This window comes from Pseudomonas berkeleyensis, assembly GCF_014109765.1.
GTDB lineage: Bacteria > Pseudomonadota > Gammaproteobacteria > Pseudomonadales > Pseudomonadaceae > Aquipseudomonas > Aquipseudomonas berkeleyensis.
The window spans coordinates 1,691,070-1,713,576 of sequence record NZ_CP059139.1 but is presented as its reverse complement, the minus strand read 5'-3'; the positions used below and the strand labels follow the sequence as shown (position 1 = coordinate 1,713,576).

The window sequence follows — 22,507 nt, the reverse complement described above, 5'->3', positions numbered from 1 at the left end:
CCCTACGGGATACATCCTCAGCGCAGGGTCAGGCCGAACGCCTCGTCGCTGAAGTCGAAGCAGTTGAGGAAGCGACGAATCTCCAGCAGGTTGCCGTCGACCTTCACATCGCCGAGTAGCGCGCCCTTGACCAGGCCGCCTTCACCGGTCAGCAGGGTTTCCATGAAGCGCTTGTCCATGCTCAGACGCAGAGCGGTGCCCTCGGGAATGCCCTTGTGCAACTGCGCGACGCCACGCCGAACCTCCAGCGCCCATTGCTCGTCCACGTCGGGGAAGCTGAAGCCCAGGGTCAGCTCGACATCGTCCGCCTTCTCCGGATCGATGCGCGTGACCCAGTTCTGCAGGAAACTCTGCGGCGTGAAGCTGCGCACCATGTCCGGCGAGAGGAACACCTTGCGCATCGCCACCGAGCGCTGACGAATGGCCTCGCCGTCGAGCTTGCCTTCCAGCTCCATGGCGCTCATCAGGTACCAGTTGCGCCAGTTGATGTTCATGCTGGCGTAGCCCAGCTTGCGGAAGCTACGCGCCTTGATCTCGCGCGCCAGCTTGTCTTCGTGGTCGACACGGATGGCGTAACCGGCCAGCTCGGCCGCCCACTGGTAATCGCCCTTGAGGTAGGCGTTGCCGGCCTCCAGCAGCAGCTTCTCGCGGCCACCGGCGAGCGCCATCAAACGCTCGGCCTGCTGCCGCGGCGGGGTCGGGTCGAGTGCCACCGGGTCACCCTGGAACCAGCCCAGGTAACCGTTGTAGATCTGCCGCACGCTGTGCTTCACCGTGCCGTAGTACTCACGCAGATAAGGTGTGTAGCCGGCCAGGTGCGGCGGCAGTTTGACCTTTTCCACCAACTCGTCCGGCGTCAGGCCCTTGTTCATCCAGCGCACGGTCTGGTCGTGGATGTAGGCGATGCCATCACGAGTCATGCGCAGCACCTCCTCGACCTTGTCCTGACCACTGACCGGGCGCCCATGCAGCGGAACCATATGCTCGGCACGGTAGGCGCGCATCTTGTCCAGGCTGTCGACCCACAGTACGGGGTCGCGGAACTTGGTGCCGCGCAACGTGTGGATATTCGGCAAAGTCGGCCCCTGCACCACCTCGGCGCTGATCAGCACGCGGTTGTCCGGCAGGTAGAGGACAATCTCGTCCGGTGCTTCACTGGGTACGTGGAGGAACTGCACATCGAGACCGGCGATATTGGTATCCAGGCGCTCACCGAAGGTCACGGTCGGCGCGATGAAGGACGACGCCTCGGGTTGGGCCAGCGGGCCGATACCGGCATTCATCCCCTCCTGATCACTAGCGGGCAGGAACGAGCCAAAGCTGTACGCCGAACGCACGCCGAGAATCGGCCCGACCAGGGCGCCCTGCGCTACCACGTTCTGCAGCAAGGTTTCGTGGGCGTAGATCTGCACCTCGCCGCGCTCCACCTGCTCGCGGCTGACGAAGGCCTGCACGCCGTTGATGTGATCCGGATGGAAGTGGGTATAGACGACTGCCTTGACCGGCTTGTCGGTGAGCTTGCAAAACTCGGCCATGACCTTGCGTGACTCGCTGACCGACTCACCGGTATCGACGATGATCAGCCCTTGCGGCGCCTCGATCATCACCACGTTGCCCAGTTGCCAGCCGACCGCCGAATAGACGTTGTCGGCGACGCGATAGACCTGCTGGGCGAATACCCGGGTGTGGGCCGCCAGTTCGGCGTTGATGCTGGGTTCGATGCGCTCGGCCGGCAGTTCGGCAACGGCGCTCAATGGCAGGGTGGCGGCCAGCAGCAGGCCGCTGAAGCGAGAGAAGGAACTCATGGCATTGGGCTGTCTTGTTGTTGGAATGCTGGCAGGTTGGCAAAGGCCATCCGATAATTCCAATGCATTTGAACAGACCAGTTAATGCAGGAAGCGCATGAACGATCTACGCCAGCTCCGTCACTTCGTCGCCCTCGCCGAACATGAACACTTCGCCCGCGCCGCCGCTGCCGTGCACCTCAGCCAACCGGCGCTGAGCCGCAGCATCCAGGCGCTGGAGAGCCAGCTGGGCTGCACCCTGGTGGATCGCCACAGCCGTGGTGTCAGCCTCACCGCCCATGGCCAGCTAGTGCTGGAGCACGCCCGTCGCCTGCTGGCCGGCAGCCTAGCGTTGAGCAACGCGGTCAATCAGTTGGGCAACCTGCAAGCTGGCGAGCTACGCCTGGGCGCCGGCCCTTACCCGGCTGCTCGGCTGATACCACAGGCACTGGGACAGTTACTGCAACGTTACCCACGGGTGCAGGTAAAACTGGATATCGCCAACTGGCTGGAGCTGCGCGACAGCCTGCTGGACTCGGCCATCGAGTTGTTCGTCGCCGATATCCGCGAGTTGCAGGACGACGCTCAATTGCGCATCGAACCGCTGCGCGTGCATCAGGGCGTACTGTTCTGCCGCCCGTCTCATCCGCTGCTGCAGCGTGGCGACCTGAGACTGCGCGACCTGCTCGACTTCCCTCTGGCCGGCACACAACTGCCACAGGTGGTCGAGCGCAGCCTGGGCCAGGCCAGCGGACGAGCGCAGCCGTTGAGCGTGCAATGCGACAACTTCCTGGTGCTCAAGCGCCTGGTGGCCGACAGCGATGTGCTGAGCATGGCGCCCTGGGACGTGATCGCCGACGAAGTCGACAGCGGCCAGCTCGCCATGCTGCCGCTGCAACCCCAGAGCCTGCATCAGCATTCGGCCTATGGCCTGGTCAGCCGCGCCGGCCATAGCCTGTCGCCAGCAGCACAGGCCATGGTCGAAGCGATTCGCCGGGTGGATGAACAGACACCACGCGCCGGGCGCGTGGCGGATTGAGGGAAGGCTTACCAGCGGCGCTCGCCGCTACGTCGTTGTTCGTTGTGGCTGCGCCCATTGGAGAAGCGCTGCTGCGTGTTGCGACCTGCGTCCCAGCCACGCTGAATCTGCCCACCGCGATGTTCCTGACGACGCGGGTCACGGCGATAGTCATGGCGCGGCTGGTCGTAGCGTTTGTAGCTGTCGCGGCGCTGTTCATGACCATAGTAGTGACGCGGCGGCGGTGCCGGCACGTAACGTGGAGGGGCCGGGTAATAGTTATGTCGACGATCTTCGTAGTAGTAGCGCGGCGCCAGGTAAACCGGTGGCGCGTAGTAATCACGCCGGTAGCCGTCGTAGTAACGGTAGGACTGACCATTGTGATAACCGCGGTCGTAGCCACCGCCGTAGACGGCACAACCGGAAAGGAGCAAGAGCAAGGCGGAAAACAGCATCTTGTAGGGCATGGCGGCCTCCTGTGACCGCTGGGACGACGCCGACCGATGTCGGCCTCCGGGATGGTGATCCCTGAGGCATCAGACAGCGCCGACCTGAACAGGTGCGATTCACTTCGTCGGCTGTGATGGGTGACGCAAATGCGCGCCCGATCCCTGCGCACGAACGACGACTGGCACGCCATTCGCTTGCAGCCGCAGCGGAAAGCCGATCCGCACGACGGATCGCAGGTGGTAGCGAATCGCAATGGCCGACTAGGGTTCCGGCTCGCCGCAAGGCGAGTGGCTGGTCCGAGAGTGGGCGACCTCATGCAGCGGCGGGAAGCCGAGGGGTTACACGGCGGGATAAAAGCCCGGGAGAACGCGCAGCACGGCTGCCCGCTTTCCCATTCCGTTGATTACTCGAGGTCATGCCCATGCGTTCTCTGCTTACCGCCCTGCTCTGCGCCTGCCTGCTCGGCGCCCCGACGGCCCAGGCCGCGCCGAAATCCTTCAAGTTGTGCTGGTCGATCTTCGCCGGCTGGATGCCCTGGGGCTACGCTGCTGAACAGGGCATCGTGAAGAAGTGGGCGGACAAATACGGCATCGACATCCAGGTGCAGCAGGTGCCGGATTATGTCGGCTCCATCGAGCAGTACACCGCCGGCCAGTTCGATGCCTGCACCATGACCAACATGGACGCCCTGACCATTCCTGCTGCCGCCGGCAAGGACAGTACCGCGCTGATCATCGGCGACTTCTCCAACGGCGCCGATGGCGTACTGCTGCGTGGCACGGGCAAGCGCATACAGGATCTCAAGGGCAAGACCGTGCTGCTGGTGGAGAACTCGGTTTCTCATTACCTGCTCAGCCGCGCGCTGGAATGGGCGCGGCTGGAGGAAAGCGACGTGACCATCCAGCACGTCTCCGACAGCGAAATCGCCGACGCCTTCCTCGCCGGCCAGGGCGATGCCGTGATCACCTGGAACCCGATCCTCGCCGAGATTCGGCGCAAGGCCGAGGTCAGCCAGGTGTTCACCTCCAACCTGATTCCGGGCGAGATTCTCGACCTGACCGTGGTCGACAGCCAGACCCTGGCGCAGCACCCGGAGTTCGGCCGTGCACTGACCGGTGCCTGGTTCGAAACCCAGCGTCTGCTGGGCCTGCCCACGGCAGCCGGACGCGCAGCCAGGACGAAGATGGCCGTTGCCGCCGAGACCAGCGCCGAGGACTTCGACGCGCAACTCAGCACCCTGCGTTCGTTCTACTCGCCACGCACCGCGCTGAACTTCACCCGTACCGGCAAACTGCCAGATCTGATGCAGCGCGTCGCCCGTTTCGCCGACGCCCACGGCCTGTTGGGCCAGAGCGGCCAGGGTCTGAGCAACCTGGGCATCGCGTTCAGCGGCGAGCAGACCCTGGGCAATGCGCAGCGCATCCTGCTGCGTTTCGATCACGACTACATGCAGTTGGCCGCAGACGGCAAGCTCTGAGCCCCGACGCCCCAGCAGGCAGCACGACATGATCGAGTCGCACCAGCACGGCGCACCGCATCATCGAGAGCCGACAAGCCAGCGCCGTCTGCTGCGGTTCGTGGTGCATGGCACGATGTTCGCTAAGAACAGGTTGTGCAGGAACAACCCGGCTTGCCGGGATCGCGGCACCACAATTTGCCAATAGCCGGCTAGGGTTCCGGCTCGCCACAGGCGAGCGACTGGTCCGAGAGCTAGCGACCTCCAGCGAGGTTACACGGCGGGACAAAAGCCCGGGAGAACGCGCCCCATCCGTGGGGAACCGCCGCGAACTCCTGTCCGCCCCTGTCAAACTGGAGGTTCATCATGGGTACGCCCCACTCGCATCAGCGGCAACCAGCCGCCAACCCCAACGGTCCCACGCCAGTGCGCCGCTGCGCCCGCTAGCTGCGCACGCATTCCGCTCCAGGCACGACGAGGACTATCCATGCGCCTGATCAACCGCCACCCCGATCGCAGCGGCCGCCTGCTGCTGATCCTGCTGCCCTTCGCCCTGCTGTTGTTCGTCTACTTCAGCGCCTCGGCTACCCGCCTGGCCGAGAACCCCAATGACAAGCTGCTGCCCAGCGCCAGCCAGATGATCGACGCCGTCGATCGCCTGGCCTTCAGCGAAGACAAGCGCAGCGGCCAATACCTGTTCTGGCAGGACACCACCTCCAGTCTGCAGCGCCTGGGACTGGGTCTCGGCATCGCGGCAATACTGGGCCTGGTGCTGGGCATCGCCGCCGGCAGCATTCCACTGTTCGGCGCGCCGCTGTCGCCACTGCTCACGGTGCTGTCGATGATTCCACCGCTGGCGATCCTGCCGATTCTGTTCATCGTCTTCGGCCTCGGCGAATTGTCCAAGGTGATGCTGATCGTCATCGGCATCACCCCCTGCATCGCCCGCGACATCGAACAGCGCGCCCGCGAAATTCCCAGTGAACTGCTGATCAAGGCACAGACCCTGGGTGCCAACACCTGGACGCTGATCCTGCGCCTGGTGCTGCCGCAACTGATGCCACGCCTGCTGATCTCGCTGCGCCTGATGCTCGGCTCGGCCTGGTTGTTCCTGATCGCCGCCGAGGCCATCGCCAGTACCGACGGCCTCGGTTACCGCATTTTCCTGGTGCGCCGCTACATGGCCATGGACGTGATCCTGCCCTACGTCATCTGGATCACCCTGCTGGCCTGGCTGATGGATTTTGGTCTGCGTCAGGTACTGCGCCTGTGCTTCCCCTGGCATGAAGGAGGTAAGGCATGAGCCTGCTCAGCCAACATATCGTCCCGTTGAGTGAACCTGCCATGAGCGACTCCGGCACTGCCCCTGCCAACCCAGCGCAAGCTGCCTTTATCGAGGCGCGTAACCTGTGGCAGGAATACGGCGACCTGGTCGTGCTGGAACGCCTCAACCTGAAGGTCGACGAAGGTGAATTCTGCACCCTGGTGGGTGCATCCGGCTGCGGCAAATCCACTTTCCTGCGCATGCTGCTTGGCCAGGAGCGTCCGAGCCGGGGCGAGCTGTTGCTGGGCGGCCAGGCGCTGCCTAGCGAACCTGATCCGAGCCGGGGCGTGGTGTTCCAGCGCTACTCGGTATTCCCTCACCTGAGCGTGCTCGACAACGTCGCCCTGGGCCTGGAGCTGCCGAGATCAAAACTGCTTGGCCGCCTGTTCGGCGCCGCCAAGCGCGAAGCCCGCGAGCGTGCCGCTGAAATCCTCACCAAGGTCGGCCTCGGCCACGCGCTGAATAAATACCCCAGCGCGCTCTCCGGTGGCATGCAGCAACGCCTGGCCATCGCCCAGGCACTGGTGATGCAGCCGCGCATGCTGCTGCTCGACGAGCCTTTCGGCGCCCTCGACCCCGGTATCCGCAAGGACATGCACGCGCTGCTGCTGGAGCTGTGGCAGGAGACCCGTCTGACGGTATTCATGGTCACCCACGACCTGTCGGAAGGCTTCAGCCTCGGCACTCGCCTGCTGGTATTCGACAAGGTGCGCCATGACCCGCAGGCGCCCAACGCCTACGGCGCACGCATCACCTACGACATCCCGCTGAACGAGACGCGTCGGGCGCAAACACAATTGCCTGACGAGTTGGCCGAGCGCATCGCCGCCCGTTGATTACAGCGGTTGTTTCGGTGCGCACAGCGCACCCTACGCAGCGCAAACCGCGCGATAACCCGTAGGGTGCGCCATGCGCACCGCCTCTGCCGTGACAGCACCGTGACTAAATTGCTGTCGACTGATCGCAACGCTCGACAGGTTGTAGCGCGGATGAAATCCGGGGATCACCAACACATTTCCCCCGGATTGCATCCGGGCTACGGAGCCACCAGCTCGGTGCGCACAGCGCACCCTACGCAGCGCAAGTCGTGCGATAACCCGTAGGGTGCGCCATGCGCACCGACTGCGCCTCCGGCCAGGGAGGCGCAGCCTCTACTAGCTCAACACCTCAAGATAGCGCGACAGCGTTTCCCCCTCCGCAGCGAACCAGCGCTGCGCCTCGTCGGTAGTCGGCGTGGCGAGCTCCGCGCGCCAGCCCGGCTCCAGCGTATCGATGATGAAGGTACGCACCACCGCGCGCCCGTCCGGTCGCTGCAGGTGCTGACAGACACGACCCGCACCAGGCAGCTCGAAGCCCTCCAGCGAAACCATCTGTCCCACTCGTGCCGGCAAGGTGGAAAGCGCCACCTGATAACGCCCCTGCCCATCGGCATAGGCCAGCGAGGTTTCGCAGTCGAACAACGGTGCCAACGCTTCACCATCACCCTGCGCCCGCTCGGCGCGCTCACGCAGTTGCAGGGGTGATTCACCTGGCTCCTCACGCCGCCCGTGCACCCAGCCAAGCTGCTCACCGCAGAGAATCAGGCCACCGCCGCGCTGCAGCACCTCGCCAGTTTCGGCGTCGCACTCCTCCAGCAAACGCAGACCGATCAGCGGCCCGCTGCTGGCCTGCAAACGCCAGTCCTCGACATAGGCGCCCGTGGTGCCGAACTCGATCATGCAATTGCCGATGCGCTGCAACTGTGCCGGTTCCGGCCAGCGGTTGTGCAATTGCAAGGAGACGCCGCCGTGCCAGCTCAGATAGCCGTTCTCCCAGACGCTGTCGGCCATCCACCCCTCGTGGTTGGCGAGCTGGCGCAGCTCAGCGGCGTCGTAGTCCTGCCAGGCGCGCAACGGTAGCGCGGGCGCGTCCGGCAGGCGCAGGTCGATGGTGAAGGCGCGGCTTTGCAGCCAGTGCACCTGCGTACGCTCGTCACTGCGGCCATCGGCGAAACTGATGGTGCGCCGACGAAAGTGCCCGAGCATCCAGTCCGGCACACCGCCCTCGGCGCGCTGCGGGTAACGTGCAGCCAGCTCCAGCAGGTTCATGCCGTCACCTCCCGGCGGCCTTGACCGAAGCTGGACAACCCCGCCGCACCATCCGGCAGTTGCAGCGAACCGTCCTCCAGACGCTCACGCAGATAGCGGAAGGTCTGCGCCGTCTGCGCGAACAGGTGATCACCGCAGCTCACAGGCTCGTACACACGCTCACCGCGAGGCGGCAGGCCGGCAATCGGCGCGATGCGCGTCGGGTAGTCGCAGGCGCAGAACAACGGGAAGGCGAAGCGCTCCTCGCTGACCTTGCGTACGCGGTGCGAGGTGGCGACGAAATGGCCGTTGCTGAGCACCTCGAGCATGTCGCCGATGTTGATCACGAAGGCGTCCTCAACCAACGGTACGTCGATCCACTGCCCGTCGCCATTGAGCACCTGCAAGCCTTCAGCGGTGGGCAAGAGGATGGTGAAACACTCGTAGTCGGTGTGCGCGCCAATACCAGGCCGGTCGGCCACCGGATCGGGATCGAGTGGGTAATGGATCATGCGCAACTGGCTGGTGGGCTGCCGGGTGATGCCGGCGAAGGTGTCCTCGGCCAGCCCCAGTGCCAGGGCGAAGCCGCGAAACAGCGTGTCGCCCAAAGCCAGCGCCGCCCGATAGTAAGTGCTCACCTCGCGCTTGAAGTCCGCCGAGTCCGGCCACTGCGTCGGGCCCAGCAGCGGATAGACCTGAGGCGCCTCGGTGTAGTCGTAATTGACGTCGTAGGCCTCTTTCAGATCCTTGCTGCCGCCGGCGAACTGCTCCTCGCCCTCAGGCACGTAACCGCTGTGGTTGCTCGACTGGCCAATATAGAAACGCATCTTCTCGTCCAATGGACGGGCGAAGAAACTGCGCGCCTGGTGGATCAGCCCTTCACGCAGATCACGTGAAATACCGTGCCCGGTAATCTGCAGGAAGCCGACCTCACGGGCGGCGCGGCCCAGCTCGTCGGCAACGCGCTGGCGTTCGGCGAGGCTCTCGGCATAAAGACCGGCAACATCGATCAGAGGAATGGACGTGAAATGGGTATGCACCATGGCAATCTCCCTTGAACAAGTGAGTTACCTGGTCGTCCAGACGAGCAGCGGGTCGGGTCGTCCCGAAGGCGGCAGCGAGGTCGCCCCTGCGAGAAGATAGATAGCGATTTCCATGCCACCGCCGGGGCGCCATCACCCGGCGATGCCATAAGCTGAATCGCCCTCGAACGGTGCAATTGGCACCCGCCCAGCCCCATCAGGCAGCACGCAAGCCGCAAGTAACATCGCCAGAGCGCCCAGCCGCGGGCTTCGGCGAGCTGGCACGCTATTCGCTAAAGCCTGGGTGTGCAGGTTCTAACCGGGGTTTCCCGGAATCGCGGCACCACAATTTGCGAAATGGATGGCTAGGGTTCCGACTTGCCAGGCAAGTGCTGGTCCGAGAGTCATCGACCTCCAGTGAGGTTACACGGCGGGATAAAAGCCCGGGAGAACGCGCCTTTCGAACGATTCGAAACGTGCCGCGACTCCTGCCCGTACTCAACATGACTGGAGGTTCCAAATGCGCAAGTACCGTCTGCTCTCCTTCGCCGCTGCCGGTCTGGCCGCGGTGCTCAGCTTCAGCGCTCACGCCGAGAAGAAAGACAGCTTCAGCGTCTGCTGGACGCTCTACGCCGGCTGGATGCCCTGGGGCCAGGCCAGCACCTCCGGCATCATCGACAAGTGGGCGAAGAAATACGGCATCAGCATCGATGTCGTGCAGCTCAACGACTATGTCGAATCGATCAACCAGTACAGCGTCGGTCAATTCGACGGCTGCACCATGACCAACATGGACGCCCTGACCATCCCCGCTGCTGGTGGCGTTGACTCCACCGCGCTGATCGTCGGCGACTACTCCAACGGCAACGACGGCCTGCTGATCAAGGGCGAAGGCAAGACCCTGGCCGACATCAAGGGCATGCGTGTCAACCTGGTGGAACTGTCCGTGTCCCACTACTTCCTCGCCCGCGCCCTGGAAACCGCTGGCATGAGCGAGCGCGACGTGACGGTGGTGAATACCTCCGATGCCGACATCATCGCCGCCTATACCACCCCCAGCGTGCAGGCCGCTGCGACCTGGAACCCGATGCTCGCCGAGATAGTCGCCCAGCCCGGCAGCACCCAGGTGTTCGACTCCTCGAAGATCCCCGGTGAAATCCTCGACATGATGGTGGTCAACACCCAGACCCTGAAGGACAACCCGGACTTCGGCAAAGCCCTGGTCGGCGCCTGGTTCGAAATCCTCGAACTGATGCAATCCGGCACTCCGGCAGCTACCGAAGCCCTGACCGAAATGGCCAAGGCCTCCGGCACCGACCTGGCCGGCTACCAGTCGCAACTGGCGACCACCAAGCTGTTCTACACGCCGAAGGAAACTCTGGATTTCATCACCAGCCCGGCCCTGCCGGAGACCATGACCAAGGTCGCCAACTTCAGCTTCGAGCACGGCATCCTCGGTGAAGGTGCGCGCAGCGCCGATGCCATCGGCATGACCTTCGCCGGCGACGTGAGTACCGGCGACAGCGCCAACATCAAGCTGCGCTTCGACCCGAGCTACGTGCAAATGGCCGTCGACGGCAAGCTCTGACCGCCATCCCCCACACCATCGCAATGATGATCAGGCGCCACTGCCGGCGCCTGACGATCCGGCTTTGACCCCGAGGTACCCATGAACACTGCCCTTACCCTGCGCCCGAGTCTGTACGAAGAAACCGTACCCGGCGGCGGCCATACCTCTTTCATCCTCAAGCGTGGCCAGCTGCTGCGCATCACCGATATCGAAGGCGGCGCCAACGTCAGCCTGCTGCTGTTCAACGCCATTGAGAAAAGCGAGCGCCTGAATCTGCCCGATACCCTCAAGTGCCAGCACACCGCCAAGCTCACCGCCGGCCACTGCCTGTACTCGGACATGGGCAAGGTGCTGGCCGCCATCACCGCCGACACCTGCGGTTGGCACGACAGCTTCGGCGGCGTGCTGAATACCGACGAAGTATTGGAGAAGTACGGCCAGGGCCGCTATCAGGAACTGCGCAACGGCTTCTTCCGCAACGGCATGGACAACCTGCTGGTGGAAATGGGCAAGTGGGATCTGAACCTGCTCGACCTGCTGATGAACCTCAACCTGTTCAGCCGCGTGGATGTCAATGCCGAGGGCGCCTTCCACTTCCAGCCCGGCAACAGCCAGGCCGGCGACTACATCGAGCTGTACGCGCCGATGGACACCTTGGTGGTACTCACCGCCCTGCAACACCCGATGGATCCCAACCCGCAGTATGCGCCCAAGCCAGTGCAACTGAGCTGGAGCAAAGTCGACAGCGACGGCATCACCGTGCTCTGCCGCACCTCGCGTCCGGAGAACGGCCGCGGTTTCCACAACACCGAACGCCAGTACATCTGAGGGCTGCCGAAATGACCCTTACCGCCAGCAACCTGCATCCCGAAACCGCCGTGTTCCGCCATACCATCCCGGCGGGCGAACCCTACCTGTTCGAGGTCAAGGCTGGGCAGACCCTGCGCCTGCACGACCTCGAAGGCAACCAGGCGATCGACACCCTGTTCTTCGCCGCACGCAACCCACGTGAACGCTTCGACCCGCAGCGCACCCTGCGCAAGCAGAACAACGTCTACCTGACCACCGGCACGGTGCTCTACTCCAACCTCGGCAAGCCGCTGCTGACCATCGTCGCCGACACCTGTGGTCGCCACGACACCCTCGGCGGCGCCTGCGCGCAGGAGAGCAACACCGTGCGCTACGCCTTGGACAAGCGCTATATGCACAGCTGCCGCGACAACTTCCTGCGCGCCAGCCTGCACGACGGCCGCCTGAGCAAGCGTGACATCGGCGCCAACATCAACTTCTTCATGAACGTGCCAGTCACCCCCGAAGGCGGCCTGACCTTCGAGGACGGCATCTCCGCGCCCGGCAAGTACGTGGAGCTCAAGGCCGAGACCGACGTCATCGTGCTGATCTCCAACTGCCCGCAACTGAACAACCCGTGCAATGGCTGGAACCCAACCCCCGCCGAAGTGCTGGTGTGGAACTGACGTAGGGCGGGTTTCACCCGCCCTACAAAATTTGTCCCCAGCACGCGCGACACGTATCACCGGACTTTTCGCCACGGACGACCGTGGCACATGACGAATGACGGCGGGACGGCCCGCCACGCCCTTCGAGGGTCAATGAAGATGTTCGACAAACTCCTGATCGCCAACCGTGGCGCCATCGCCTGCCGCATCCTGCGCACCCTGCGTGAGCTGAATGTCGGTGGCGTGGCCGTGTACTCCGAAGCCGACGCTGCCAGCCTGCATATCCAGCAGGCCGACGAGGCGTTTTCCCTCGGCGACGGCCCGGCCGCGCAGACCTACCTGGTGGTCGACAAGATTCTCGCTGCCGCCAAAAGCTGCGGCGCTAAAGCCATCCACCCCGGCTACGGTTTTCTCTCCGAAAACGCGGCCTTCGCCGAAGCCTGCGAAGCGGCCGGCATCGCCTTCGTCGGCCCCACGCCTGAACAACTGCGCGTGTTCGGCCTCAAGCACACCGCCCGTGCCCTGGCCAAACAGCACGGCGTGCCGATGCTCGAAGGCACCGAGCTGCTGGAAAACCTCGACGCCGCCCTGGTCGCCGGTGAACAGGTCGGCTACCCGGTGATGCTGAAAAGCACCGCCGGCGGTGGCGGCATCGGCATGCGCGTATGCCGCTCGGCAGAAGAGCTCTCCGACGCTTTCGAAGCGGTCAAACGCCTGGGGCAGAACAACTTCAGCGACAGCGGCGTGTTCATCGAGAAGTACATCCAGCGTGCCCGCCACCTGGAAGTGCAGGTGTTCGGCGACGGCCAAGGCGAAGTGCTCGCCCTCGGCGTGCGTGACTGCTCGGTGCAGCGCCGCAACCAGAAGGTGCTGGAAGAAACCCCGGCGCCGAACCTGCCTGCCGGCATGAATGAGGCGCTGTGCGCCGCAGCGATCAAGCTGGCCAAAGCGGTGAATTACCGCAGCGCCGGCACCGTAGAATTCGTCTACGACAGCGAGGCCGAGCGCTTCTACTTCCTGGAAGTGAACACCCGCCTGCAGGTCGAGCACGGTGTCACCGAACAGGTGTGGGGCGTCGACCTGGTACGCTGGATGATCGAGCTGGCGGCCGGCGATCTGCCGACGATGAGCGAACTGGCCGCAACCCTCAAACCCAGCGGCCACTCCATCCAGGCACGCCTGTACGCCGAAGATCCGGGCCGAGACTTCCAACCCAGTCCTGGATTGCTGACCGCCGTGAATTTCCCCGAGGCGGATGGCAAGGCCTTGCGCATCGATACCTGGGTCGAGGCCGGCTGCGAGATTCCGCCCTACTTCGACCCGATGATCGCCAAGCTGATCACCTGGGCGCCAACCCGCGAACAAGCCAGCGCCGCGCTGGACAAGGCCCTGGCCGACTCCGTGCTGTACGGCGTGGAATGCAACCGCGACTACCTGCGCCAGATCCTCAGCGACGTGCCCTTCGCCAGCGGCTCGCCATGGACGCGCTGCCTGGAAAATCTCGTCTACCAGGCCAGCACCTTCGAAGTGCTGAGCGCCGGCACCCAGACCACCGTGCAGGATTTCCCTGGCCGCCTCGGCTACTGGGCCGTCGGCGTGCCGCCATCGGGGCCAATGGACAGCCGCGCCCTGCGCCTGGGCAACCGCCTGCTCGGCAACGACGAAGGCGCCGCAGCGCTGGAAATCACCATGAGCGGCCCGCTGCTGCGCTTCAACACCGACGCAGTGATCGCCGTGACCGGTGCCGAGATTCCGCTGAGCATCGATGCCGTGGAACAGCCGATGAACACCGCACTGCTGATCAAGGCCGGCAGCACGCTCACTCTCGGCACCATCGCGGGTGCCGGCGCGCGCTCGTACCTGAGCATTCGCGGCGGCATCCAGGTGCCGGATTACCTGGGCAGCAAGAGCACCTTCACCCTCGGCCAGTTCGGCGGCCATGGCGGCCGCGCGCTGCGAGCGGGCGACGTGCTGCACCTGCTGCCACTCGCTGATCGCAATACCGGCGCGCAACTGGCAGCCGAACTGTATCCGCCCCTGCCTGCCGTCCGCGAAATCCGCGTGATCTACGGTCCTCACGGTGCGCCGGAATACTTCACGCCAGCCTATATCGACACCTTCTTCGCCACCGACTGGGAAGTGCACTTCAACTCCAGCCGCACCGGCGTGCGCCTGATCGGGCCGAAGCCCGAGTGGGTGCGCGAGAGCGGCGGCGAGGCCGGCCTGCACCCGTCGAACATCCACGACAACCCCTACGCCATCGGTGCGGTGGATTTCACTGGCGACATGCCGGTGATCCTCGGCCCGGACGGCCCGAGTCTGGGTGGCTTCGTCTGCCCGGTCACCATCATCGAAGCCGACCTCTGGCAGCTCGGCCAGCTCAAGGCGGGCGACAAGGTACGCTTCGCGCCGGTGGATATCGCCACGGCGCGGGGGTTGGCCAAGGCACGCGGCACAGAGGTCAGCAAACTCGCGCTTGTCTCCCCTCTCCCGCTTGCGGGAGAGGGGCCGGGGGAGAGGGCTGCGCCTGCCATCTCGCACGCGCCCTCTCCCCAACCCTCTCCCATAAATGGGAGAGGGGACTTGTCCGTGGTCGACCTCACCTCGCCCATCGTGCTCAACATCGGCCAGGACGACACCCGTCTGGTCGCACGCCTGTCCGGCGACACCCACCTGCTGCTGGAAATCGGCCAGCCGGAACTCGACCTGGTGCTGCGCTTCCGAGGCCATGCGCTGATGCAGGCGCTGGAGGCCAAGCAGCTCGACGGCGTGATCGACCTGACGCCCGGCATCCGCTCGCTGCAAGTGCACTACCAGCCGGAAACCCTGGCATTGCAGGCGCTGCTCGATATCGTCGCCGGCGAATGGGACGCCGTCTGCGCTGCGCGCGACCTCAAGGTGCCGTCGCGTATCGTCCATCTGCCGCTGTCCTGGGACGACCCGGCCTGCCAGCTGGCCATCGACAAGTACATGACCACCGTACGCAAGGACGCCCCCTGGTGCCCGAGCAACCTGGAGTTCATCCGCCGCATCAACGACATGCCGAACCTCGACGAGGTGTACCGCACCGTGTTCGACGCCAGCTACCTGGTCATGGGCCTGGGCGACGTCTACCTCGGTGCGCCGGTGGCCACGCCGCTCGACCCGCGCCATCGCCTGGTCACCACCAAATACAACCCGGCACGCACCTGGACGGCGGAAAACTCGGTGGGCATCGGCGGCGCCTACATGTGCGTGTACGGCATGGAAGGCCCCGGCGGCTACCAGTTCGTCGGCCGCACCCTGCAGATGTGGAACCGCTACCGCGAGGTCGAAGCCTTCAACGGCAAGCCCTGGCTGCTACGCTTCTTCGACCAGATCCGCTTCTACCCGGTCAGCGCAGACGAACTGTTGCAGATTCGTCGCGACTTCCCCCTGGGCCGCTTTGACCTGCGGATCGAGGAAAGCGAGCTGGCACTGGCCGACTATCAGCAGTTCCTCGATGACGAAGCCGACGGCATCGCTGCCTTCCGCCAACAGCAACGCGCCGCCTTCGACGCCGAGCGGCAACGCTGGATCGACAGCGGCCAGGCGCACTTCGAGGTCGAGGAAACCGCGCCGGAACAGGGTGAGGACGCCCCGCTCGCCAGCGGCCAGCACGGCATCGAAAGCCACATTGCCGGCAACCTCTGGCAGGTGCAGGTCGAGGCCGGCACCAAGGTGCAGGCGGGTGACGTGCTGGTAATCCTTGAATCGATGAAGATGGAGATCCCGCTCACCGCGCCCATGGCCGGCACCGTACGCGAAGTGCGTGTGCAGCCCGGATCGCCCGTGCGTGCCGGGCAACGCGTGGTGGTATTGGAAGAGGCCTGAAAAAGTCGCCGCTGAAGCGCCTCCCACAGGGGCCTGACCAGCCTTTGTGGGAGCGGCTTGGCGGCACTCCGCTTAAACAGCGATCACGTAGGAGCGGCTTCAGCCGCGATCCACACAAACGCCAACTACCTGTGGGAGGGGCTTCAGCCGCGACAGCCTCATGCCCCACCGCAATACCCGAAAAACCAATCGCGGATAAATCCGCTCCTACAGTCCGTAGCCCGGTTGCAATCCGGCCCCCCGGCTTTCATCCGGGCCACATAACAGCGCCGATTGTGATCACAACTGGCGCTTTGCCCTCCCGGCAAGCTAGCATCACATCACTGACCCGCTCCCGGATTCACCCATGTCCCTGCGCCCCAAACGGCACACGCAAACCTCGTTGGTGTTACTGCTCCTGTTCCTGCTTGGCAGTGGTTTTCTCACCACCTCGCTGCTGAGCTACTACGCCTCGCGCGACTCGATTCGCGACAGCATCATCAACACCGAACTGCCACTGACGTCAGACACCGTCTACTCGGAAATACAGAAGGATCTGGTGCGCCCCATCCTCATCTCCTCGATGATGGCCCGCGATACCTTCCTGCGTGACTGGGTACTGGCCGGCGAACAGGACACCGGGCAGATGACCCGATACCTGCGTGAAGTGCAGGAACACTACGGCGCCTTCACCAGCTTCTTCGTCTCCGACAAGAGCAGTACCTATTACCAGTCCAAGGGCGTGCTGAAGAAGGTCAAAGCGAACGAGCCGCGCGACGTCTGGTACTACCGCGTGCGCATGCTGCCGGAACCCTACGAGATCAACGTCGACGTCGACATGGCCAATGCCGACCGCCTGACCATCTTCATCAACTACAAGGTGTTCGACTACGACGGCAACTTCATCGGCGCCACTGGCGTCGGTCTGGCTGTCGATGCCGTGGTCAAGCTGATCGATGATTACCAGGCGCGCTATTCGCGCAGCGTCTACTTCGTCGATACCACCGGGCGTATCACGCTCACCGGTGCCCAGGGCGGCCCCATGGGTGCCAAGGTCGGCGAGAAGCTGACCGACATCCCCGGTCTCGACGGCCTGATGGAAAAACTGCCGACCCCGCAGAGCGGCCAGTTCGAATATCAGGAACAGGGCCGCGAACACTTCCTCAACGTGCGTTACATCCCCGAGCTGGAGTGGTATCTGTTCGTCGACAAGCAGGACAAGGCCCTGGCCGGTATTCGTCAGGGGCTCTACATCAACCTGCTGCTGTGCTTGCTGGTCACCGCCATCGTGCTGACCCTGGTGAGCCTGGCGATTCGTCGCTACCAACAGCGCATCGCCGCCTTGGCCACCACCGACAGTCTCACCGACCTGCCCAACCGCCGCGGCTTCGACATCCTCGCCGAGCAGGCCCTGCAGGAGGCGCAGCGCGACAGCAGCCCGCTGTGCGCCGTGCTGCTGGATCTGGACAACTTCAAGCTGATCAACGACCAGTACGGTCACCTGGCCGGTGACGAGGTATTGCACAGCTTCGCCCAGCAACTGCGCGGCAAGCTGCGCCAGTCCGACATTCTCTGCCGCTGGGGCGGCGAGGAATTCATCCTGCTGCTGAAGAACACCGACCGCCAGGCCGCCCATGACCTGGCCGAAAAACTGCGCCAGCAATGCGCCGAACAACGCTATGAAGTCGACGGCCAGCCACTGCAGGTGACCGTCAGTCTCGGCCTCAGCCAATGGCAAAGCGGCGAAAGCCTGCATACCCTGCTCGGCCGCACCGACCGCGCGCTATACCGCGCCAAGCAAGCCGGACGCGACCGCGTCTGCATCGATAGCTGATGGACAGCCAACATTGCCCGCTGTGCGGCAAGAACAATCAGTGCAGCGTAGCGGCCGGACGCACTGACGAGCCCTGCTGGTGCTTCGATGCGAAGATCGACCCGGCCGCGCTGCAGCGTCTGACGCCCGAGCAACGTAACCAGGCCTGCCTGTGCCCGGCCTGCGCCGGCGCGCTGGAGGCCGCCGAGCGCGGCGAACAGAACTGAGCCATGCGCCTGGATCGTTTCCTCAGCAACTTCCCCCGCTTCAGTCGCCAGGACAGCCGCCTGCTGATCTGCGCCGGACGCCTGCGCGTGGACGGCGAGGTCATCCGCGAGCCGCGCCATGAGGTGCGCGATTTCCAGCGTGTGGAGCTGGACGACGAGCTGCTGCAAGCGGGACGCAGCGCGCGCTACTGGATGCTGCACAAACCGATCGGCGTGGTCAGCGCCACCGAACACGACGAGCACCGCACCGTGCTCGACCTGCTCGATGAGCCGGACAAGCATGACCTGCACCTGGCCGGACGCCTGGATCTCAACACCAGCGGCCTGCTACTGATCACCAACGACGGGCGCTGGTCGCGGCGCATCACCCAGCCACAACAGCGCAAGCCCAAGGTCTATCACGTCACCACCGAGCAGCCGATCACCGCCGAATACGCCGAGGTCTTCGCCCAAGGCCTGTACTTCGCCTTCGAAGACCTCACCACCCTGCCCGCCCAACTCGACGTGCTGGACAGCCACCACGCCCGCCTGACCCTGTTCGAGGGTCGCTACCATCAGGTCAAGCGCATGTTCGGCCACTTCCGCAACCGCGTCGTCGCACTGCACCGCGAAAGCATGGGCGAAATCGTCCTCGACCCACAGCTGGCTCCCGGCCAGTACCGCGCCCTGACAGCTGCGGAAATCGCCAGCGTCTGATCCCCCTAATCGGACTAGCCGACCAACGGCAGCCCCAATGAGCTATAAAGATGTGACTCGCCCTTGCACCACTGCATGGGAGCTGCTTGAATCGAATCATAAGTCCTTACGTGACCAAATAGTCACGACAGGATATCTAAGCGTTTCTTCGGTTACTGGTGCTCTGCACCGACTGGATTCCTGCCTGGTAACACCTCCCTCTCCCAGCCCCTGAAAGGCCCGGAGCGCATGTGTGTTTCGATCCTAACTGTTTGAAAATCCTATAATTCCAAGATTCCTCAGCCTGACATCAGCTTGTCACGTCCAGGCGCTTATCTGACTGCCTACAACTCGCGAACGGTTCGCCGCTCGCTCTGACTTACTTGCGCCAGGAGGAAACGACATGAGGGCACAGACCGCAGTCGTCGAAGTCAACGGGAAGCACAAGGTACACACGGAGTTTTACGGCAATCCGGCAGCAAGCAAGACCATCATCCTGGTCAACGGCTCACTGGCGACCACCGCGTCTTTCACCCAGACGATCAAATACCTGCAACCGCAGTTCAACGTGGTGGCCTTCGACCTGCCCTATGCCGGCCAGTCGAAACCACACAACACCGACTTCACGCCCATCAGCAAGGAAGACGAAGCGGCGATTTTGCTCAAGCTGATCGATCACTACAGCGCGAATTACCTGATGTCCTTCTCCTGGGGCGGTGTCGCCTCCATGCTCGCCCTGGCCCAACGCCCGGCCACGCTGGAGAAAGCGGCGATCTGCTCCTTCTCGCCGATCCTCAACGTGCCGATGCTCGACTACTTGCACAAGGGCCTGCGCTTCCTCAATGCGATTGATCGCGACAACATCGCCCTGCTGGTCAACAGCACCATCGGCAAGCACCTGCCGTCGCTGTTCAAACGCTTCAATCACAAACACGTCAGCACCCTCGACGAGCACGAATACCGGCAGATGTATGCGCACATCAAGCAGGTGCTGAACATGGAAGCGCACTGCAGCATGGAGTGCCTGCAGGCCATCGACATTCCGCTGCTGTTCGTCAACGGCGACCGCGACGAATACACCTCGGTGGAAGATGCCTGCCTGTTCGCCCAGCACATCGACAGCGCCCAATTCGCCGTGATTGACGACGCCGGCCACTTCCTCGACATGGAACACAAGGCCGCCTGGCTGCAGAGCCAACGCGTGCTGCTGGACTTCTTCAACGCCCCCAGCAAACGCCTGCAACTGCCTGCCAAGGGCGACCTGCGCGACCTTCAGGCGATGGCGGTATGACGGGCAGCACGCGCGGAGCGGATGCGTCTATCGCCCTGCTCCGCGCTTTATTCCTGGGTCGAGTTCCGGTATAAAGGCACCCGCTGCGGGTGTCGTATAATGGTAATACCCTAGCTTCCCAAGCTAGAGCCGTGGGTTCGATTCCCATCACCCGCTCCAAAATCGCAAAGCTAAAGCCCTGTTTCTACAGGGCTTTTTCGTTTCCGGGTTTTGGAAGTGTCGATAAAGTGTCGAAGATGGGATTCAGCCGCACCGCGTCCTGCAGGTGATCCGGCGACAAGTGTGCATAGCGCATGGTCATCGTCACGGAAGAGTGCCCAAGCACCTTCTGCAGCGTGAGGATATTGCCACCGGCCATGACGAAGTGACTGGCGAACGTGTGCCGCAGAACGTGCGTGGCTTGTCCGGCCGGAAGCGTGATCGAGGTCGACTCCAGGACCCGGCTGAAATGACGAATGCAGTTCGGGAACGGCCCGTACTCCTTGAAGTAGTCCAACAGCATCCGCTCCAGGGGGGGAGCAATCGGGATGGTTCGTGTACGCCTCGACTTGGTGTTGGCGAAGGTCACAGCGCCATTCTTCACCCTGGACGGCACCAGTCCCTGAGCCTCTCCCCAACGTGCCCCGGTAGCCAGACAGACACGGGCGATCAGCGCCAGGTGACGGCAGTTCGGGTAGTTGTCGAAGACATCCAGTAGCTCGGTTATCTGATCCTGGGAGAGGTACGACAGCGGCCGTTCCTGTAGGCGTAACGGGCGCACCTTGGCCAACGGGTTCGGGTAGTCGATATCGCCCAGGCGGTGCAGCTCGTTGAATACCGACTTCACGTAGCCCAGCCGGTTGTTCAGCGTTTTGCCGTGGATACCTTCGGCCAGTTGCTTGCCGCGCAGGGTGCAGAACTGATCAGCTGTGAACTTCACCGCCAGCGGGTCGCCCAGATCACGAGCGATGTTCGCCAGTACCTGCTTCAAGCGCTTGGAGTCGGCCAGGGTGTGGCCGTGCAGATCGTAGTAGCGTGTGAACACTTCGGAGAGCTTGCGGCGATCCTTTGGCTTGGGTGCCCATTCGGGCGTTTCCATCACCTTGGCTTTGCAGGCTGTTTCGAAGCGGGTGGCCTCTGTCTTGGTCTTGAATGTCTTGCGGAAGCGGCGCCCCTTGATGGGCTCAACATCAACCTTCCAGCGTCCGTCAGGCAGTTGGATGATCGCCATCAGACCGCCCTGCCCCACCTGACATGCCGTTCCTCCAGGATGTTCTTGAGGTGCTTGTACAGCCCGTCCTCGTCCATCCCCTTGGCGGCGTAGTGGTCACGAATTACCGGCCAGCATTCCCAATCCTTGAGCCGGTAAAAGCCCTTTCTAGCGCCCACTCGCTCCCGTGCCAGCAGGCTTACGAAGTTTCCCAGGAACAGTTCCACGTTCTTGCCGGAGAAGCCCCGAGAGGTCTTGTAGTTGCGCTTGTACTCAGTGTCATCGAGCAGCGAATCGACCGGCAGATCGACGCGGGCGTCTTCGCGTAGCAGCGTCCAGATGGGTTCGTAGTAGCCGGGGCGAGCCAGCAACTTGAACTGCTGCATGCCGTAGCGCCAGAGGCCGTCGAGGTGCGGTGTTAAGGCGGCGTAGCTGTTGGTATCGATGGCGTTGCCGGTGTGCAGATCAACGGAGCCACTGGCAAATTGCTGGATAACCGAATGGTGGTAACGCAGCTCGACACGCCACACTGTCTGGTCTTGGTTGTAGTTGTCCGGGTCGCCTTCGTCGAAGCTGTCACGACGTCGCCAGACGCCTTCCCAGTAGTCGAGTTTGTCGGTGGCCTTGGCCTGTTCGGTTTTGTTGTAGATGGCCAGCTGGACGCCACCGGCAGAGCCGAACATGTAGGTCTCACCACGACCGTACACGCTGCTTTTCGTGTCCCAGGTGATTTCCTTGATGCCGGAGATATCACGAGCCGAGCGGGCGCGGCAGTGCATGCGTGCGACCAGATCAGCGGGCGGTTGCCAGCCTTGAACATCCAGGGCGAGATGCACCGCGCATTGGTTGCGTTCAACGTGCGTGAGAATCTGCTCAGCATAGAAATCCATGCGGGCCTGTAGGCGCTCGGGCGACAAGGCGTCGATGGCATGCGGGGACACCTCGACCTTGAGGTGTGGGCCGATGTTCTCGACCTTGGCGTTGTAGTTCTTGAGCAGCAGCACGAAGCCCAGGTCGGCGTTCTGCAGCTTGTACTGATAGCCCGAATCCTTGCTCACCCGGCCTGCATGCCAGCGCTCTCCCGCGAAGTCGACGATGGTGCCGGGTTTGTCGAACAGGCACAGCAGCTCCGGCCGGAGCAGGCCACGGTAGAGCTGGCGGACGGTATCCACGCCACAGTGCAGCAGGCGGACTTTCGACAGGTCGACGATACGGGCGTTGCCCGGGTCTACGAACAGCCGACCGTTCACGTCTTCACGTGCCAGCATGTCCATGCGAAGGAAGTCTTTTGGCTTTTTCACTCAGTCACCTATTGCTGATTACTGCGGAAGTTT

The 22,507-nt window shown here is 63.5% G+C and carries 18 protein-coding genes, 1 tRNA gene and 3 riboswitches; of the genes, 13 read left to right on the top strand and 6 right to left on the bottom strand.

The window, feature by feature from the left end; genetic code table 11:
* Nucleotides 1–17: 17 nt before the first annotated feature.
* Nucleotides 18–1,805 (bottom strand): alkyl/aryl-sulfatase, encoded by a 1,788-nt coding sequence (locus HS968_RS07960; protein ID WP_182370896.1) that lies wholly within the window; start codon nt 1,803–1,805, stop codon nt 18–20.
* A 97-nt stretch (nt 1,806–1,902) separates the two neighbouring features.
* Between HS968_RS07960 and HS968_RS07955 the strand changes: the two genes are divergently transcribed.
* Entirely contained in the window at nt 1,903–2,823 is a 921-nt protein-coding gene (locus HS968_RS07955) for a LysR family transcriptional regulator (protein WP_182370895.1), read from the top strand.
* Nucleotides 2,824–2,831: 8 nt separating this feature from the next.
* Here HS968_RS07955 and HS968_RS07950 read toward each other — a convergent pair whose 3' ends face one another.
* Nucleotides 2,832–3,269, bottom strand: a complete 438-nt coding sequence (locus HS968_RS07950; protein ID WP_182370894.1) for a hypothetical protein — start codon at nt 3,267–3,269, stop codon at nt 2,832–2,834.
* Nucleotides 3,270–3,501: 232 nt separating this feature from the next.
* Nucleotides 3,502–3,619, top strand: a riboswitch (guanidine-I (ykkC/yxkD leader).
* A gap of 48 nt (nt 3,620–3,667) precedes the next feature.
* Between HS968_RS07950 and HS968_RS07945 the strand changes: the two genes are divergently transcribed.
* The 3 genes from HS968_RS07945 (at nt 3,668) to HS968_RS07935 (ending at nt 6,868) form a co-directional block, all read left to right on the top strand.
* Nucleotides 3,668–4,729, top strand: coding sequence for a putative urea ABC transporter substrate-binding protein (locus HS968_RS07945; RefSeq protein WP_182370893.1), 1,062 nt, complete (start codon nt 3,668–3,670; stop codon nt 4,727–4,729).
* 180 nt (nt 4,730–4,909) lie between these two features.
* A riboswitch (guanidine-I (ykkC/yxkD leader) is annotated at nt 4,910–5,010 on the top strand.
* A gap of 185 nt (nt 5,011–5,195) precedes the next feature.
* Entirely contained in the window at nt 5,196–6,011 is an 816-nt protein-coding gene (locus HS968_RS07940) for an ABC transporter permease (RefSeq protein ID WP_182370892.1), read from the top strand.
* A 41-nt stretch (nt 6,012–6,052) separates the two neighbouring features.
* Complete coding sequence (locus HS968_RS07935; protein WP_182371586.1) at nt 6,053–6,868, top strand: ABC transporter ATP-binding protein; 816 nt, start codon at nt 6,053–6,055, stop codon at nt 6,866–6,868.
* A gap of 318 nt (nt 6,869–7,186) precedes the next feature.
* Here HS968_RS07935 and HS968_RS07930 read toward each other — a convergent pair whose 3' ends face one another.
* Both HS968_RS07930 and HS968_RS07925 read right to left on the bottom strand, forming a co-directional pair.
* The gene (locus tag HS968_RS07930) at nt 7,187–8,119 is read right to left on the bottom strand and encodes a hypothetical protein (RefSeq protein ID WP_182370891.1); all 933 of its coding nucleotides are present in this window, start codon (nt 8,117–8,119) and stop codon (nt 7,187–7,189) included.
* On the bottom strand, nt 8,116–9,141 hold the full coding sequence (locus HS968_RS07925) for an isopenicillin N synthase family dioxygenase (protein ID WP_182370890.1): 1,026 nt from the start codon (nt 9,139–9,141) through the stop codon (nt 8,116–8,118). The genes HS968_RS07930 and HS968_RS07925 overlap by 4 nt, the downstream gene beginning before the upstream one ends.
* 333 nt (nt 9,142–9,474) lie before the next feature.
* Nucleotides 9,475–9,572, top strand: a riboswitch (guanidine-I (ykkC/yxkD leader).
* A gap of 68 nt (nt 9,573–9,640) precedes the next feature.
* Between HS968_RS07925 and HS968_RS07920 the strand changes: the two genes are divergently transcribed.
* The 9 genes from HS968_RS07920 (at nt 9,641) to HS968_RS07880 (ending at nt 20,143) form a co-directional block, all read left to right on the top strand.
* Nucleotides 9,641–10,708: a putative urea ABC transporter substrate-binding protein gene (locus tag HS968_RS07920; protein WP_119693620.1), complete on the top strand. Its 1,068-nt coding sequence runs from the start codon at nt 9,641–9,643 to the stop codon at nt 10,706–10,708.
* Nucleotides 10,709–10,789: 81 nt separating this feature from the next.
* Entirely contained in the window at nt 10,790–11,518 is a 729-nt protein-coding gene (locus HS968_RS07915) for an urea amidolyase associated protein UAAP1 (RefSeq protein ID WP_182370889.1), read from the top strand.
* An 11-nt stretch (nt 11,519–11,529) separates the two neighbouring features.
* Nucleotides 11,530–12,165, top strand: coding sequence for an urea amidolyase associated protein UAAP2 (locus tag HS968_RS07910; protein ID WP_021488404.1), 636 nt, complete (start codon nt 11,530–11,532; stop codon nt 12,163–12,165).
* Between the two features lie 141 nt (nt 12,166–12,306).
* Nucleotides 12,307–15,999: an urea carboxylase gene (uca, locus tag HS968_RS07905; RefSeq protein WP_182370888.1), complete on the top strand. Its 3,693-nt coding sequence runs from the start codon at nt 12,307–12,309 to the stop codon at nt 15,997–15,999.
* A gap of 346 nt (nt 16,000–16,345) precedes the next feature.
* A complete protein-coding gene (locus tag HS968_RS07900; protein ID WP_182370887.1) occupies nt 16,346–17,812 on the top strand; it encodes a sensor domain-containing diguanylate cyclase in 1,467 nt (488 codons plus the stop codon).
* Nucleotides 17,812–18,018, top strand: coding sequence for a cysteine-rich CWC family protein (locus tag HS968_RS07895; RefSeq protein ID WP_182370886.1), 207 nt, complete (start codon nt 17,812–17,814; stop codon nt 18,016–18,018). Before HS968_RS07900 ends, HS968_RS07895 begins: the two co-directional genes overlap by 1 nt.
* 3 nt (nt 18,019–18,021) lie before the next feature.
* Nucleotides 18,022–18,714 (top strand): pseudouridine synthase, encoded by a 693-nt coding sequence (locus HS968_RS07890; RefSeq protein ID WP_182370885.1) that lies wholly within the window; start codon nt 18,022–18,024, stop codon nt 18,712–18,714.
* 382 nt (nt 18,715–19,096) lie between these two features.
* Entirely contained in the window at nt 19,097–19,984 is an 888-nt protein-coding gene (locus HS968_RS07885; RefSeq protein WP_179624288.1) for an alpha/beta fold hydrolase, read from the top strand.
* 85 nt (nt 19,985–20,069) lie between these two features.
* A tRNA-Gly gene (locus HS968_RS07880) sits at nt 20,070–20,143 on the top strand.
* A 25-nt stretch (nt 20,144–20,168) separates the two neighbouring features.
* Here HS968_RS07880 and HS968_RS07875 read toward each other — a convergent pair.
* Both HS968_RS07875 and HS968_RS07870 read right to left on the bottom strand, forming a co-directional pair.
* Complete coding sequence (locus HS968_RS07875; protein WP_182370884.1) at nt 20,169–21,194, bottom strand: phage integrase; 1,026 nt, start codon at nt 21,192–21,194, stop codon at nt 20,169–20,171.
* Nucleotides 21,194–22,441, bottom strand: a complete 1,248-nt coding sequence (locus HS968_RS07870; RefSeq protein WP_182371585.1) for a hypothetical protein — start codon at nt 22,439–22,441, stop codon at nt 21,194–21,196. The genes HS968_RS07875 and HS968_RS07870 overlap by 1 nt, the downstream gene beginning before the upstream one ends.
* Between the last annotated feature and the right edge of the window lie 66 nt (nt 22,442–22,507).